Source organism: Halapricum desulfuricans (assembly GCF_017094465.1).
GTDB lineage: Archaea > Halobacteriota > Halobacteria > Halobacteriales > Haloarculaceae > Halapricum.
The window spans coordinates 469,764-485,254 of the sequence record NZ_CP064791.1 but is presented as its reverse complement, the minus strand read 5'-3'; the positions used below and the strand labels follow the sequence as shown (position 1 = coordinate 485,254).

The window sequence follows — 15,491 nt, the reverse complement described above, 5'->3', positions numbered from 1 at the left end:
GGAAACGCTCTTGCCCGAGACACCCACAAACTCGGGTATGAGCAACGGGGACGAGCCGGACGAGGACGAGGCGGCACCGACCGACCTCGAGGAGTTCGAGTCGCGTTTGGACTCGGTAGCCGAGTCGCTCGAGGCCGCCGAGACCGAGGCCGACCTCGACGAAATCGAGGCGACGCTGGACGCGACTGCCGAGGCACTCGACGCCGCCGAGTTGCCCGAACCGGACGACGAAGACGAGGACGATCCGACCGACGCGCTCGAAGACCGGATCGGCGACCTCCGCGGGGAGCTCGACGAACAGCGCGGCCCCTATCTGGACGACGTCATCGGCGCGGTCGAGGACGCCGTCTCGACGATCGAGGGGACCCGCTGGACCGAGGACGGGGACGCGGACCTTGCGAACGCCGTGGCGACGTTTCTGGACGCGATCGGCGACGAAATCGACGGGGAGATCGACGACGGGGAGCCGGCCGAGCGACTCGAAGCCGCCGTCGGGGCGCTCTCGGAACTGGCTCTCGACCCCGACGAGGACAGCGAGACGATCGAGGCGCTGTTGACCGCAACGGGCGAGTTGGCCGAGGACGTCGACGCCGCCGAGTCCTGGGACGACCTGACGGTCCGCGAGCAGCTCACCGCTGAGGGCTTCTACGACGTACTCGGTCCGGAGGAGCACAGGGATTACCCGCCCGAGTGGAACGCAGTCAAGCTCTACGAGAAACGATACCAGCAGGACCGGAGCGACGAGGAAGCGATCGAGATGATCCTGCTGGCCCTGGAAAAGCTCCCCGGCGGGAAAGAGCACTTCATGGAGGAGAACGTCCTCCAGTCGCTGGCCCGTATCGCGCCGCCGGAGGCGCTTGAGGACGTGCTTCCGATGGCGGGCAAGCGAAACAAGAAGGCGATCAATGTCGTCGGGAAGATCGGCGACCCCAAGGCGCTGGATTCACTGCTCGACTTTATCGACGGCGACGGCGACCGCTCGCTCCAGCTGGAGACGCTGCGCGCGGTCGGCGCGATCGGTAGCGAGGAGGCCACCCAGACGGTCGCGAACCGCCTGGCGGCCGAGGAGGCCGACATCCGATCCGCGGCCGCTCGGACACTCGGCCGGATCGGCGACACCCGAGCGATCGAACCGCTCGCGGACGTGCTAGCTGCGGACCCCGACGACAACGTCCGTGCCAGCGCGGCGTGGGCACTCGTCCAGATCGGTACCGAACGCGCCTTCGAAGCCGTCGAAGACAACGCCGACGACTCGTATCTCGTCCAGGTCGAAGCCGAAAAGGCCGCGCTGTCGTCCTGATCGGACGGCCGTTTCGGGCGTTCATCCCCCGAGATTTATACCTGAAGTCGCCCCACCCCGTGGCGTGTCCCGGATCGGGCAGGGGCTGGTGGTCGTGCTCGTCATCGTGGTAGCTGCGGGTGTCGGCGCGACCGCTGACGTGGCGACAGCAACTGCAGGTGAGAACGCGACGACCCCCAAGATCGTCGCAGTCTACCCGAACCCGGTCGCACACGGCGACGCCGGCGAGTTTCTCACCCTCTCCGTGCCTGACGGGACCGATCTGGGCACGTATCGACTGGGGGACGACGACAGCGAGACAGCCCTCCCGAACCGGACCGTCGGAGGGCGAGTAGTACTGACAGCCAACGAAAGTGCCGTGCCGGACAGCGTCGACGGGCCAATGCTGGAGGTCGAGGGGGTGCCAGCGCTGGCGAACGGCGGCGAGACGCTGCGGCTCTCGGGACCTGACGGCGACGTGACGACGGTACGCTACGCCGACGCACCGGAAGGGGAGGTCCTCCGGCCCAGCGGCGACCGGCGCTGGCGGCCGCTCGGGGCGACGACCTTCGAGCCGATCAAGGGCGGCGGCGGGACGGCCAGAGCGTTCACGCTACCGGATGCGCCGGGCGTTCCGCTGGCCGTGCTCGACCGGGCGGATCGTCGACTCCTGCTGGCGGGGTACACACTCACCTCCGAGCGTGTGGTCGACCAACTGATCGCGGCACGGGAGCGAGGGGTCGCGGTCGAGGTGCTCGTCGATGGAGCACCCGTCGGCGGGCTGACCAACCGCAGCGCCGCCGCGCTCGATCGGCTGGTCGCGGCGAACGTCACGGTCACCGTACTCGGTGGCAAGAGCGCCCGCTATCGCTTTCATCACGCGAAATACGCCGTCGTGGACGACCGGGCAGTCGTGCTCACCGAGAACTGGAAGCCGGCGGGCACGGGCGGCGCGTCGAGTCGGGGATGGGGTGCCGTCGTCGACACCGCGACGGTCGTCGACGGACTGGTCCGGACGTTCCGGGCCGACAGCAACGGCCGGGGCGCCCGTCCGTGGGAGCAGTTCCGTGCAGACGCGACGATCGAGCCGGCAGCGCCCACGAGCGGTCGATACCCGACCCGGATCGAACCGCGGACGGTCGAGGTCGAGCGGACGGAACTACTGGTCGCGCCCGACAACGCGGCCGGTCGGGTCGAAGACCTGCTGGCAAACGCGACCGATTCGATCCGGATTGTCCAGGTGTCGATCGGCGGGCGTGACGACCGCCTGCTCCGGGAAGCGATCGCGGCCGCAGAACGCGGCGTCGAGGTGCAGATCCTGCTGTCGAGCGCGTGGTACACTCGCGAGGACAACCGACGACTCGTCGCCGACCTTCGGAGCGTGGCCGGACGCGAGGGGGTCGCGCTCTCGGTCAGACTGGCCGATCCGGGTGGCCGATACGAGAAGATCCACGCGAAGGGCGTCATCATCGACGGCGACACGGTCGTGCTGGGCAGTCTCAACTGGAACGACAACGCCTACGAGAACAACCGCGAGGTAGCGCTGGTGTTACACGGACAGGACGTCGGCGCGTACTTCGGCGAGGTCTTCGAGCGCGACTGGCGCGGCGGGATCACGCTCGTCCCTGCCGGGTCGCTTGCGGCACCTCTCATCGCAGCGACGCCCACGGCACTGCTCGCTCGACGGATCGAGTTCGACGAGTAACGCTACTCCTCGTGAGGGAGCGAGACGGAGCTCTGGAGGTCGGCATCGAGTTCGGCGTCGGCCATCTTCTCGACCAGCGCATCGAGGACCGTCTCGCGCTTGCCGCGGACGAACTTGATCGAGCCGACGACGAGGTGGCCGCCGCCGCTGACACCTGCGCCCGGGAACGCCTCGCGAAGCTCCTCGACCATCTCGGGGATGTCCAGCCGGACACCGTCACTGCGGAGGACGGCGAAGTCCGGCCCGTACCCGATCGTGATGACCGGCTCGCCGGTCTCCTCGACTTTCCGGTCGTGGATCGCACCGGTCGTCTTGCCCGGCGCGGGGTAGCTGAACCGCCGGACATGGTTCTCGACGTCGATCTGATAGAGGTGGGCGTCGTTGTCGAGCCGTTCGTGTTCGAGGTGGTCGCTCGCGTACTCGAGCTGTTTCTGTACGTCCCGTTCGGAGCGGTCGGCCAGGAACGAGACGAGCTCCTCGTGGCGATCGCGGTCGTCGCAGTCGACGTTGAGCACGTCGGTAATTAGCGGACCGCCGTCGTCATAGCGGAGGTAGTTCGTCGCGTAATCCAGCGCTTCGCCGATCTCCCGGAGCTGCTCGCGGTCGTACCCTTCCTCGCCCGCCAGTTCGAGATAGTCAGTCATCGCCCCGGCCTCCGAGCGATCCGAGAGCCCCGCGACGGCCGGGACGTGACGGAGCTCCTCGGTCAGATCGGGCGCGATCATCCGGGCGAGTTCGACCGAGAGCATGCCGGTCGTGATCCGGTAGTCCTCGCCGTGGAGATAGGGGTTGACGTGTGCTTCCAGCAGCGGTTCGACGGCCTCGGGATCGGGATGGTGGTGATCGACGACGACGACCGGAATGTCGTAGTGAGCGAGATTCTCGTAGGCGGGGACGTCCTCCTCGGTCGAGCCGTTGTCGAGCATGAGCACGAGCGGGAGCTTCTGCCCGTTGCGACTCCGGTCTTCGAGCGCGAAGTTGAGATCGCGGGTGACGTCTTCAAGTTCGTAGAACGGGGCCTTGCTCGGCAGGCGCTTGAGCATGTGCCGGGCGGCATCGCTGTCCTCGTAGACCTCCTCGACGAACCGCTCCAGCGCGAGTTGCAGTGGAACGCTCGCACAGATCCCGTCGCCGTCGGCGTGATGGCGCATCCGGATCGGCCGCCCTTCGAGGATCGTCTTGCGCAGCAGGTGTGCGACCTCCTGCAAGTCCTCGTACAGCGGCTCGAAGGCCCCCCACTCGACGAGCGGTTCGACCTCGTGTGGCTGGGCCGCTTCCTCGAGGGCCGCGCCGAGTCGCTCGCGGAACTGTTCGGCAGTCGAACCCTCGAGTCGATCGAGCGACTCGACCTCGATCTGGAGACCGTCGTTTCGTTCCTCGACGTGGCCGCTGAGCCGGACGATGTCGTCGAGTTCGATCTCGGGGTAGGCGCGAACGCCGGCGTCCTCGAAGGCCGCACACGGGACGACGCCGGTCTCGTCGCGCACCTGGAAGATGGTCGGCCCGCCGGTCTGGTTGATCCCGACGACCGCGCCTTCGAGATGGACGGTCGAACCGACGTGTTCGCTGAGGTCAGCAACGGTCGTGCCCGCGCCGTACTCGATAGCTTCCGTGGTGTAGGTCTCAGGTGCACGCTCGAGGAAACTCAGATCGCCGTTCGCGCGCTCGTCGTCGAGTTCGACGATGAGCTTGTCTCCGACTTCGTAGGTGCCGAGCAGGTTCGACTCGTGAACCAGTCCCGAGACCTGATCGGAGATGTCGACGAAGACGCCGTATTCGACGACGCCGTTGACCGTCGCGTGATAGAGTGCACCGGCCTCGACTGCCTCGCGATCACAGCGAGGGTCGAGATCGTAGACCGTCGGCCCGGACTCGCCGTCGCCGGGCTCGGAATCGGATGCTGTCATATTGAAAGGAACTCGGCTCTGTCGGGGTTTTAAGCTTTGGAAACGGTTCTCGGCTGCCTCGACAGGTTTAGAAGGAACCCACCCCCAGATACGGGTATGCGGCTGTTCCGTAGCTCGGGGATCATCGGCATCGCCGAGTCAGCACTCACGTTCGCGCTCGAAGCCTCTCGGGACAGCCATCCCAACGAGTACATGGGACTGCTCCGGGGTGAGGACGCCCACAAGCTCGGCCTCGAACAGTCGGGGACGGTGCTGACGGACGTGCTGATCATCCCCGGGACGGAATCGAACCCGGTCAGCGCGACGGTCAAGACCAGCATGATCCCGAACGACATGCGCGCGGCAGGGTCGGTCCACTCACACCCCAACGGCGTCCTCCGGCCCAGCGACGCCGACCTCGCCACGTTCACCAAAGGCGACGTACACATCATCGTCGGCGCGCCCTACGAACGCGACGACTGGCAGGCGTTCGACCGCGAGGGCGAACCGATCGATCTCCCGGTGCTCGACGTCGACCCGCCCGAGGAGGAGTTCTTCGATTTCACCCAGGAAGACATCGATCGCGAGATGATGCCAAGCGAGGAGGACGACCAGGGCGGGTGGTTCCTGTGACCCGGGTCGTCGCCCAGGGCACCTTCGACATCCTCCATCCCGGCCACCTGCACTACCTTCAGGAGGCGGCATCGTTCGGCTCCGAGTTGCACGTCATCGTCGCTCGCCGGGAGAACGTCACCCACAAGGACCCACCGATCGTCCCCGACCGCCAGCGGGCGACGATGGTCGAGGCGCTCGACCCCGTCGAGACGGCACACCTCGGCCACACCGAGGATATCTTCGTCCCGATCGAACGGATCGAACCCGACGTGATCGTGCTCGGCCACGACCAGCACCACGACGAGGCCGCCATCGCGGACGCGCTCGCGACCCGCGGGATCGACTGTGCGGTCGAGCGGGCGAGCGCGCTCGAGTCGTCCGACGAACGACTCCTCTCGACCGGTCAGATCATCGATCGGATCCTCGAAACGCGGGAGTAGCTATGGCGACGACAGCGCATCGAGAGACTCCGATAGCCGGCACAGGTGTCCCGAGAAATCGGAACACAACCACACGTAGTGCCACCTCTTAACTTTGAAAAGATCATAACGATGAAGATACATGGCCCGCGGTAACACGATCGACGTGCTTCACGTCGACGACGACTCGGCGTTCGTCGACATGGCGGCGACGTTCCTTGAACGGGAGCACGACGAAGTCACAGTTCGGACGGCCACGACCCCCACCGAAGCACTCTCGACGCTGGAGCAAGCGGATATCGACTGTATCGTCTCCGACTACGATATGCCCCGAACGAACGGGATCGAGTTCCTCGAGACCGTGCGCGAGACGTATCCGGATCTCCCGTTTATCCTGTTTACCGGAAAGGGATCGGAAGAGGTCGCAAGCGAAGCGATCTCCGCCGGCGTGACGGATTACCTCCAGAAGGAGGGTGGTACGGACCAGTACGCCATCCTGGCAAATCGTATCGGAAACGCGGTCTCGCAGGTCCGTGCCGAGCGTGAGATCGATCGCACGCGGGAGTACTTCAGCACGATTCTGGAACACGCCTCCGATTACGTGATGATCGTCGACGAAGACAGACAGGTGCAGTACGTTTCGCCGGCCGTCGAGCGGGTGCTCGGCTACGATCGCGAGGAGATAGAGAACACCGACGCGTTCGATCCGATACACCCCGAGGACGTTCCGGTCGCGCAAAACGCATTCGTGACACTGTTTGAGGACCCCGAGGCGGAGTTGACAGTCGAGTTCCGCGTCCGTCACGCCGACGGCTCGTTGCGCTGGCTCGAAGTCCGTGGCCGGAACCGTCTGGACGACCCCGTCATCGGTGGGATCATCGTCACGAGTCGGGACATCACGGAGAAACGGCGGTCGGGACACGAACTATCGTCGATTGTCGACAATCTCCCGGGATACGTCTATCGGCATCGATACGAACCGGGCTGGCCCCTGGAGTTCGTCAAGGGGTCAGCGGAGACGATCACCGGGTACACGACGACTGAGCTGGAAGAAGACGTCTCCCTCGCCGAGGAGATCATTCACCCGGAGGACCGGGAGACTGTCTGGGAGGGCGTCAAGGACGGACTCGACGCGAACGGTCGCTTCGATCTGACGTACCGGATCACGACCAAGGACGGGGAAGAGCGATGGATCCGAGATCAGGGACAGATCGTCGCGGACCCGATGACTGGGGAGGAATTTCTCGACGGGTTCATCGTCGACGTCACCGACCACAAGAAACGCGAGCAGGAGTTGCGGCAGCAAAAGCGTCGATACGAAGCTATTTTCCATGACCCGAATATCTTCGTGGGGCTGGTCGATACGGACGGGACTGTGCTGGACGTCAATCAGACGGCCCTGGAGTACATAACGGCATCGCTCGATGACATCCGTGGGGAGCCGTTCCAGGAGACGCCGTGGTTCGACCACTCGCGTGCCGTCCGGGAGCACATAGTCGATGGGATCGAGCGGGCGGCCGACGGTGAGTACGTCGAGCGAGATCTCGAATTGCGCCGTCCGGACGGCGCGTCCTATACCGTCGAAGCCGTGTTCAGGCCGGTCCGGGACGAGCAGGACGAGGTGGTATCGCTCATCGTCTCCGGGCGTGATATCACCGAAGAGTAGGTTGCCACCGGGTAGCAGATCCGGCTCAGACGGACCCCTGGCACGAACTCCTACAACAGGTCCGCCTCGGCCAGCCGTTCGACGCCCTCGCGGAGTCGCTCCTTGCTCGCCGCATACGAGAGTCGGACGTATCCCGGCGTGCCGAAGGGACTGCCCGGAACCGTGGCGACCTGGGCCTGCTCGACGGCCTCCTCGGCCCACGCTTGATCGTCCTCACGAACGGGTAGCATCAGGTAGAACGCACCTTCGGGGACGGGCACGTCCTTGCCGTGCTCGGCGAACAGATCCACGAGCATGTCCCGCCGTTCCTCGAAGGCGTCGCGCATCTCGACGATCTCTTCGTCCACCGCTTCGAGGGCCGTGACGCCGGCATGCTGGACAAAGTTGACCGCACACGTCACCGAGTGGCTGTGCAGTTTCCCGGCCTGTTCGACGATCGACTCGGGGGCGGCGAAATAGCCCAGCCGCCAGCCCGTCATCGCGTAGGCCTTCGAGAAGCCGTTGAGCGTGATCGTCCGATCCTCCATTCCGTCCAGGGTGCCGAGGCTGATCGGCTCGGCGTCGTCGTAGGTGATCTCCTTGTAGATCTCGTCGGAGATCACGGCGAAGTCGTGCTCGACGGCCAGGTCGCGCACGCCTTCCAGTGCCTCCCGGGAGTAGACCGACCCGTGAGGGTTACCCGGGGAGTTGACCACCAGCAGTTCGGTGTCGTCGCTGACCGTCTCGGCCAGATCGTCCAGCGCGGGTTCGAGGTCGAAGTCGTGAGCGGACGTATCGACGCGGGCCAGCGACCCGCCGGCGAGTTTGGCCATCGCCTCGTAAGAGACCCAAGCGGGATCCAACAGGACGACTTCGTCCCCGTCGTCGATCACTGTCTGAAAGACCTCGTAGAGGGCCTGCTTGCCGCCGGGCGTGACGATGATATTCTCAGTGCCGTACTGGGAGAGGCCGTCGTCGTGCAGTTTCTCGACGATCGCATCCTTCAGTGCGGGGATGCCGTTCGAGGAGGTGTAGCCGACGTGGCCGGCGTCCATCGCGTCCTTGGCGGCCCCTTTGATCGGTTCGGGCGTGTCGAAATCGGGCTCGCCGACCGAGAGGTCGACGACGTCCTTGCCCTCGGCTTCGAGCTCGGCGGCGAGGTTCGAGATGGCGATCGTCGCGGACGGTTCGACGCGCTGTACGCGGTCGGCGAAATCTGGTTCGTAGCTCATAGTTGGTGTACCTGACTCATAGTTCGGAAACGATGTCGATGGCGCTCTCGACGGCCTCGCGCCCTTTGTGGGTGCGGGCCGCGGCTTCGTCCTGGCTCATGCCCGGGCCGATGACTCCCAGAGTCACGGGTGTGTCCCGATCGAGACTCACGTCGGTGAGCCCCTGTGCGGCGGCGTGGCCGATCACCTGATCGTGGTCGGTGTCTCCCGAGATGATGACCCCGAGCGTGACCACGGCGTCGATCTCGTCACGACGGGCGAGCCGGTCTGCCGCCAGCGGCGTATCGTACGCGCCCGGGACTTCCAGGGTCTCGACGATCTCCGCGCCGCGCTCGTCGGCGGCCTCGCGGGCCGACTGCTCCATCTCCGAGAGGACCGCTCCGTGCTTGTCGTACTGGCCGATCACCAGCCCGAGCCTGACCATGTCTGGCGGGTCGGCGCCGTCGGTGAAAGATGTACCGTTCCCGCGCGGAGGCGGTGATACGACCGTCTGTAATCACGTGAAGAATTTCGCCACCCCGGGTGGCGAATGTTTTCACGAAGTTACAGTCGGCAGTATGATCGACCGGAAGATTTCTATCCGCTCGCACCACCCATCCGGGCATGTCCGACGCCCAGCCGGACGCACGGACCTCCCCGTCGCCGAGCCCGCATCCGCTCGTCTCCCGTGTTCGCGAGTACGACGCCGTCCTCCTCGGCGTCGCAGTCGTCACCGTCCTTGCGCTTGTCGCCCGACTGGTCGCGCTCGGTGCGCGGCCGGCCCACTGGGACGAGGCCCGCGTCGCCTACTGGACGCTGTACGCCCAGGAAGAGGGGCACTTCGCGTACCGGTCGATCGTCCACGGCCCGTTTATCCAGCACGTCGATCGCTGGCTGTTCGGACTGGTCGGACCGAGCGACTTCGTGATGCGGCTGCCGGTGGCGGTGATCGGGGGCCTGCTCCCGCTTTCCGCGCTGCTATTTCGTGATCACCTCCGGCGATCAGAGACTATCGCGCTCTCGCTGTTTCTGGCGTTCAATCCCGTGCTGCTGTACTACTCGCGGTTCATGCGCAGCGACGTTCTGGTCGGGACCTTCGCATTCGTCGCGCTCGGCATGCTCGTCCGGTTGTTCGACCGTCGGCGGGTTCGGTATCTCTACGGCGGCACGTTGTTCCTCGCGCTCGCGGTCGCATCCAAGGAGAACTCGCTGCTGTACGTCCTCACCTGGCTCGGCGCGGGCGTGCTCGTGGCCGACCGCGCGCTCGACCGTCCAGGGTCGGACCGGACCGGCCTCGACCGACTCCGCGTGCTGGCTGCGGCGGGCCGACTGGTCGTACGACGAGCGAAGACCCAGCCAGGCGAGCGACGACGCATCGGCGTGTACGCGCTGCACGGTATCGGCGCAGTTGCAGTGTTCGCACTGGTCTGGCTGTTCATGTTCGCGCCACGAGGCGACGGGCTGGAAGGGCTGTACACCGGGGCCGTCGAAGCCGAGACCGTCGGCCTGGGGGACGCCGTGAGCGATCCGGCGAAATGGGGGCCGTTGATCGATGCGACCGTCGAGCAGTTCCGCGGCGAGTACCTCGCCTGGGGCGGCAAGTCGGGCGATCTGACATTCGAAACCTATCAGGGTCGACTCGGCGCCGCGGTCAGAGACGGGCTGTTCTACACGTCGGCCCCGCTGGTTTTCTTCGCGATCGCGGGGTTCGTCCGCGAGCGATACGCCGTCTCCGAGGGGCGCGTGCTGGTCTTTTTCCTGTTTTATGCCGGTGTGGCGTCGATCGTCGGCTACCCGCTCGGACTCTCGATCGGCGCCGGCTGGAAGTGGAACAACGTCCATATCTTGCTGCCGCTGTCGGTCCCGGCCGCCGTCGGGATGGCGACGGTCTATCGATGGGGCAGCGACGCCTATCGCGAGAACGACTCGATCGATGTCGGCCTGACGGCACTGATCCTCGTGTTGGTCGCCTCGACGGTCGCCTGGTCCGGGCTGAGCCACGTCTATCTCAACCCGACCCACGAGAGCAACGAACTCGTCCAGTTCGGCCAGCCACACGACGACCTCGACCCCGTGATCGAGGAACTACAGGCGGCCGCGCCGGGCGAGAACCCCGACGTACTGGTCTATGACAACGCCAGCGCGGACGGATCGATCGTCGGGCCGGTGTACGTCGGCTCGACGAAAGACGTTCGACCAGTCTGTGCCGACTTCGGGAACTTCCTGCCGATGCAGTGGTACCTGGCGGCCGCGGACGCGAACGCGACCTGTGCCAGGGAATTCCAGTTGCGTGACCGGGTCGAGCGCCACGAGCCAGACGTCGTGATCACCCGGCTGGGGGACGACAGCGTTCCGACCGAGTGGCTCGAAGACCGCTACGAGGACCGCGGAGCCTACAGTCTGCGATACTACGAGCAGGCAGTGCCGACGATCCGCCTGTACGTCCGGCGGTGACGTGCTCGTACGCGAACAGGTCACCCGTCCCGGGGTCGACCGGCGACGACAACCCATATATCCCCGGCCGAACAGGTGCCGATATGGACGCGGGTAGCGCGCCGGAGCCTCGTGGTCGACAGCGCTCGGCGCAGGTGGTCGATACCCTCCGGAGTCGCAACACGGTCGTCCTCGCCGTGGTCGCGATCGCGCTCGGCGCGCTCGCGGCCCGGCTGTTCTGGCTCGGCTACCGGACGGCCCACTGGGACGAGGCTCGGGTCGCCTACTGGATCCTCCGCTACGAGGAGACCGGGGCGTTCGTCTACCGCCCCATCATCCACGGGCCGTTCATCCATCACGTCGCCGAACCGCTGTTCGCGCTGTTCGGGCCGAGCGACCTGCTCGGCCGACTCCCGGTCGCGGTCGTCGGCGGTCTGTTCCCCCTGTCGGCGCTGTTGTTTCGCGAGCACCTGCGGGATCACGAAACGGTGTTGCTCGCCGTCCTGTTTGCGGCCAATCCCGTCCTGTTGTACTACTCGCGGTTTCTTCGCAGTGACGTGCTCGTCGCGGCGTTCATGCTCACCGCGCTGGGCTTTCTGGTTCGGGTCTACGATACGCGCAAGCCCCGGTATCTCTACCCCGTAGCGCTGTTTCTCGGGTTCGGGATCGCCTCCAAGGAGAACGCGCTGATCTACGTCCTCGTCTGGATCGGCGGGGCGGCACTGTTGGTCGACACGGCCCTGTTTCGCCCGCGGACGGCCCCGTCCGGACTCGATCTGCTTCGGTCGCACGCAGGGACGGCACGTCGATACGCCGGGCGGCTGAAAACCGACCCGGAGACACGACGGCGCGTGGGCGTGCCCGCGTTACACCTCGTCGGGGCGCTCGCAGTCCTCGGGTTCGTCTGGCTGTACACGTTCGCGCCCCGGGGAGCGGTCACCGAGCACTACCCCGTGAGCGAGGCGGCAATCGGGACCGTCAGATTCGGGGACGCGCTCGCCAATCCGCTGCAACTGCCGGCACTGGTCGAAAATACCTGGGACTACTGGTACAGCAACTACCCGATGTGGTCAGACAAAGCCCTCTCCAGCGGCGAGGACTCATCGCTCTCGGAGCGGTATCTGGAGTTCGCCCCCCAGTACCTCACGGTGCTCCGGGAGTACGCCCTCACCACGCTGCTGTTCGCGGGGATCGGCTTCCTCAGCGAGCGCTACGGTCGCGAGCGCTCGCGGAACCTGGTGCTGTTTTTCACCTACGGCGGGGTCGCCTCGGTGATCGGCTACCCGCTCGGACTCGACATCTTCGGGGCGTGGAACGCCACTCATCCGATCGTCATGCTGGCGCTTCCGGCGGCAGTCGGACTTGGCGCGGTCTATCGCCAAGCAAAAACGGCACTAGCTGACGACGTTTCCATCACCTCGCTCGTCGCGGCACTGCTGCTCGTGATCGTCCTCGGTCAGGTGGTCGCGACGGCGGCCGGCGCGGCGTACGTCAACGACACGGACGCCGAGAAGAACAAACTGATTCAGTACGCACAGCCAGCCGACGACATGCGGTACGACCTCCAGCAACTCGACCGGATCGCCGCCGAAAACGACGGGACTGACGTTCTTCTCTACGAGAATTACTTCGTCGGCAACGACGAAAGCGAGCACTTCTATCCGGCGTGCATGGGCACATCGGAGTGGTTCAACGGACTGCCGCTGTCGTGGTATCTCTACGCCGCCGACGCGAACGTCACGTGCATTCAAAACTCCCTGGACCTCGATCGAGTCAGCGGCGATCCCCCACCGATCATCGTCACCCGCGAGCGGTCGGTCCCGATCCTCTCACAGCAACTCGAAGGGATCGGCGGCTACGAGTACTCGGTCTACGAGCTTCGGACCAGCGGCACCGAGACCGTGATCCTGTTCGACCCGGCCGCACTTGAGGAGTGACGACATAACAACGCTTTTCGCCGCCGGCAGGATACCCGCAGGTATATGACGACGCTTCCAGGCCCGACGCTGGGGATCGTCGGTGCCGGCCAGCTCGGACGGATGCTCGCCGAGGCCGCCGCGCCGCTCGGCGTCGACGTGATCGTCTCGGACCCGACCGAAAACGCGCCGGCCGCGCCGGTCGCCCGCGAGCAGCTCCCCGGGGGGTTCGGGGATCCGGATACCGTCCGCCGACTCGCCGAACGAGTCGACGTACTGACCTTCGAGATCGAGCTCGTCGACCCCGAGACGCTGCGAACCGTCAGCGAGGAGACGGACACGCCGGTCCACCCCCATCCGGACACGCTGTCGTTGATCGAGGACAAACTGATCCAGAAGCGACGGATGGAATCGGCTGGGATCGCCGTTGCGCCGTTTCGTGAAGTCGAAGACGCAGCCGATGTCCACGATGCGGCCGAACAGTTGGGCTATCCGCTCATGCTCAAGGCCCGCATGGGCGGATACGACGGCCGCGGCAACGTCGCCATCGAGGGCGAAAGCGACGTCGAACCGGCCCTGGAGCGGATCGGCGGCCCCGCGATGGTCGAGGGCTTCGTCGACTACGAGCGCGAGCTGGCGATCATGGGCGTCAAAGGCGACGGCGAGATCGACACGTTTCCCGTCACTGAAACGATCCACCGCGAGGAGATTCTCCGGGAGACGGTCACGCCCGCCCGGACCGACGAGGAGACCATCGAGCGCGCCGAAGCGGTCGCCCGGGACGTACTCGGGGAGATGTCGGGACGGGGCGTCTACGGGATCGAACTGTTCGAGACGACCGACGGCGAGATCCTGCTCAACGAGATCGCACCGCGGCCGCACAACTCCGGTCACTGGACGATCGAAGGCTGTGTGACCTCCCAGTTCGAACAGCACGTCCGGGCCGTGCTGGGCTGGCCGCTGGGCTCGACCGAACGACGGTGTCCGACGGTGACAGCGAACATTCTGGGTGACGTTGACCGACGCCGGGCGACGCTGTCGAACGTCGACCGCGCGCTGGAGGCCGACGGCTGTCACCTCCATTACTACGGCAAAGACGAAGTGTACGAACTCCGGAAGATGGGCCATCTCACCCAGACCGGCGGGATCGACGACGACCCGAGCGAGCTACTGGACGCCACGCGGGCCGTCCGCGACGAGCTGACCTTCAGGTGAGGGCGCCTCTCGACGACCGCCGAGTTCCGAAGCCGAAACCGTGATACGACCGTATCGGTAAAGACGGCCAGATGAAGTGTGACAAATGCGACGCCGAGGCGGTCATGCACGCCGCCTACTCCGGGCTCCATCTCTGTCGGACACATTTCACCCGGAGCGTCGAAAAGCGGGTCCGCCGACGGATCCGCGAGGACGGACTCGTCCCCGAGGAGGCCACGCCCGCGGACCCGTCGACCTGGGTGATCGGTCTCTCCGGCGGGAAAGACAGTGTCGTCCTCACGGAGATCCTGCACGACACCTTCGCGAAGGACCCGCGGATCGAGCTGGTCGCGCTCTCCATTCACGAGGGGATCGAGGGATATCGCGACAAGAGCCTGGCGGCCTGCGAGGAGTTGACCGACGCACTGGATATCCGACACGAAACCGTCAGCTACGCCGAGGAGTTCGGCGTTCGCATGGACGACGTCGTCGAGGATGACCCGGAGAACATGGCACCCTGTGCGTACTGTGGCGTGTTCCGTCGAGACCTCCTCTCGCGGTATGCCGAGGCACTGGACGCCGATCTCATGCTGACCGGCCACAACCTCGACGACGAGGCCGAGACCGCGCTGATGAACGTCCTCGAAGGCGACATCGAGCAGATCGCGAAGCACTTCGACGCCAGCCTCGGCCCGCTTGAGGAACGGACCGAACAGGAGCATCACGTCCCGCGCGCGAAACCGCTTCGGGACGTTCCCGAGAAGGAAGTCGCGCTGTACGCGCAACTCGAAGACCTGCCGGCACACATCACCGAATGCCCCCACGCAGAGGAGGCCTTCCGCGGCGAAATTCAGCGACTGATGCTCGACCTCGAAGAGAACCATCCCGGGACGCGCCACTCGATCATGGCCGGCTACGAGGAACTCGCCGCGCTGGCCGCGGACGCATACGGTGCAGAGCGCCAGGAGTACGGCGAATGTGAGCGCTGTGGTGCGCCGACTGCTCGTGACATCTGTCGGAAGTGCGCGCTGGTCGAGGCGCTGGAAGAACCGGTGTAGTCGGTGGAACTGAACACGGTCGTTCGAAAGAGTGGAACCGGCACGCCGTACCACCCCTCGATGGACGGCGTGTGCACGTGCCGACGTGGGTGTCGTCTATCGATTCCGTCCCGACCGCACGCGTCGCGGT

The 15,491-nt window shown here is 65.7% G+C and carries 11 protein-coding genes and 1 pseudogene; 9 read left to right on the top strand and 3 right to left on the bottom strand.

What is annotated here, in order from left to right:
• Positions 1–37 precede the first annotated feature (37 nt).
• Both HSEST_RS02420 and HSEST_RS02415 read left to right on the top strand, forming a co-directional pair.
• Complete coding sequence (locus HSEST_RS02420) at positions 38–1,300, top strand: HEAT repeat domain-containing protein (RefSeq protein WP_229121979.1); 1,263 nt, start codon at positions 38–40, stop codon at positions 1,298–1,300.
• A gap of 64 nt (positions 1,301–1,364) precedes the next feature.
• Positions 1,365–2,984 (top strand): phospholipase D-like domain-containing protein, encoded by a 1,620-nt coding sequence (locus HSEST_RS02415; protein WP_229121978.1) that lies wholly within the window; start codon positions 1,365–1,367, stop codon positions 2,982–2,984.
• A gap of 2 nt (positions 2,985–2,986) precedes the next feature.
• Here HSEST_RS02415 and HSEST_RS02410 read toward each other — a convergent pair whose 3' ends face one another.
• A complete protein-coding gene (locus HSEST_RS02410) occupies positions 2,987–4,891 on the bottom strand; it encodes a DHH family phosphoesterase (protein ID WP_229121977.1) in 1,905 nt (634 codons plus the stop codon).
• A 96-nt stretch (positions 4,892–4,987) separates the two neighbouring features.
• Here HSEST_RS02410 and HSEST_RS02405 point away from each other — a divergent pair, with 96 nt between their 5' ends.
• From HSEST_RS02405 to HSEST_RS02395, 3 genes are all read left to right on the top strand, one after another.
• A complete protein-coding gene (locus HSEST_RS02405) occupies positions 4,988–5,503 on the top strand; it encodes a Mov34/MPN/PAD-1 family protein (protein ID WP_229121976.1) in 516 nt (171 codons plus the stop codon).
• Positions 5,500–5,925, top strand: a complete 426-nt coding sequence (locus HSEST_RS02400) for an adenylyltransferase/cytidyltransferase family protein (RefSeq protein ID WP_229121975.1) — start codon at positions 5,500–5,502, stop codon at positions 5,923–5,925. Before HSEST_RS02405 ends, HSEST_RS02400 begins: the two co-directional genes overlap by 4 nt.
• A gap of 121 nt (positions 5,926–6,046) precedes the next feature.
• Entirely contained in the window at positions 6,047–7,570 is a 1,524-nt protein-coding gene (locus HSEST_RS02395) for a PAS domain S-box protein (protein WP_229121974.1), read from the top strand.
• A 50-nt stretch (positions 7,571–7,620) separates the two neighbouring features.
• Here HSEST_RS02395 and HSEST_RS02390 read toward each other — a convergent pair whose 3' ends face one another.
• Entirely contained in the window at positions 7,621–8,781 is a 1,161-nt protein-coding gene (locus tag HSEST_RS02390) for a pyridoxal phosphate-dependent aminotransferase (RefSeq protein WP_229121973.1), read from the bottom strand.
• A 16-nt stretch (positions 8,782–8,797) separates the two neighbouring features.
• Positions 8,798–9,205, bottom strand: a complete 408-nt coding sequence (ribH, locus tag HSEST_RS02385) for a 6,7-dimethyl-8-ribityllumazine synthase (protein ID WP_229121972.1) — start codon at positions 9,203–9,205, stop codon at positions 8,798–8,800.
• A 179-nt stretch (positions 9,206–9,384) separates the two neighbouring features.
• Here ribH and HSEST_RS02380 point away from each other — a divergent pair, with 179 nt between their 5' ends.
• From HSEST_RS02380 to ncsA, 4 genes and pseudogenes are all read left to right on the top strand, one after another.
• Positions 9,385–11,214: a flippase activity-associated protein Agl23 gene (locus HSEST_RS02380; RefSeq protein ID WP_229121971.1), complete on the top strand. Its 1,830-nt coding sequence runs from the start codon at positions 9,385–9,387 to the stop codon at positions 11,212–11,214.
• 83 nt (positions 11,215–11,297) lie between these two features.
• A complete protein-coding gene (locus tag HSEST_RS02375; protein WP_229121970.1) occupies positions 11,298–13,130 on the top strand; it encodes a flippase activity-associated protein Agl23 in 1,833 nt (610 codons plus the stop codon).
• Positions 13,131–13,166: 36 nt separating this feature from the next.
• Positions 13,167–14,324, top strand: a pseudogene (locus tag HSEST_RS02370) (5-(carboxyamino)imidazole ribonucleotide synthase); the annotation flags it as partial.
• Positions 14,325–14,395: 71 nt separating this feature from the next.
• The gene (gene ncsA, locus HSEST_RS02365; protein ID WP_229121968.1) at positions 14,396–15,361 is read left to right on the top strand and encodes a tRNA 2-thiolation protein NcsA; all 966 of its coding nucleotides are present in this window, start codon (positions 14,396–14,398) and stop codon (positions 15,359–15,361) included.
• Positions 15,362–15,491: the final 130 nt, after the last annotated feature.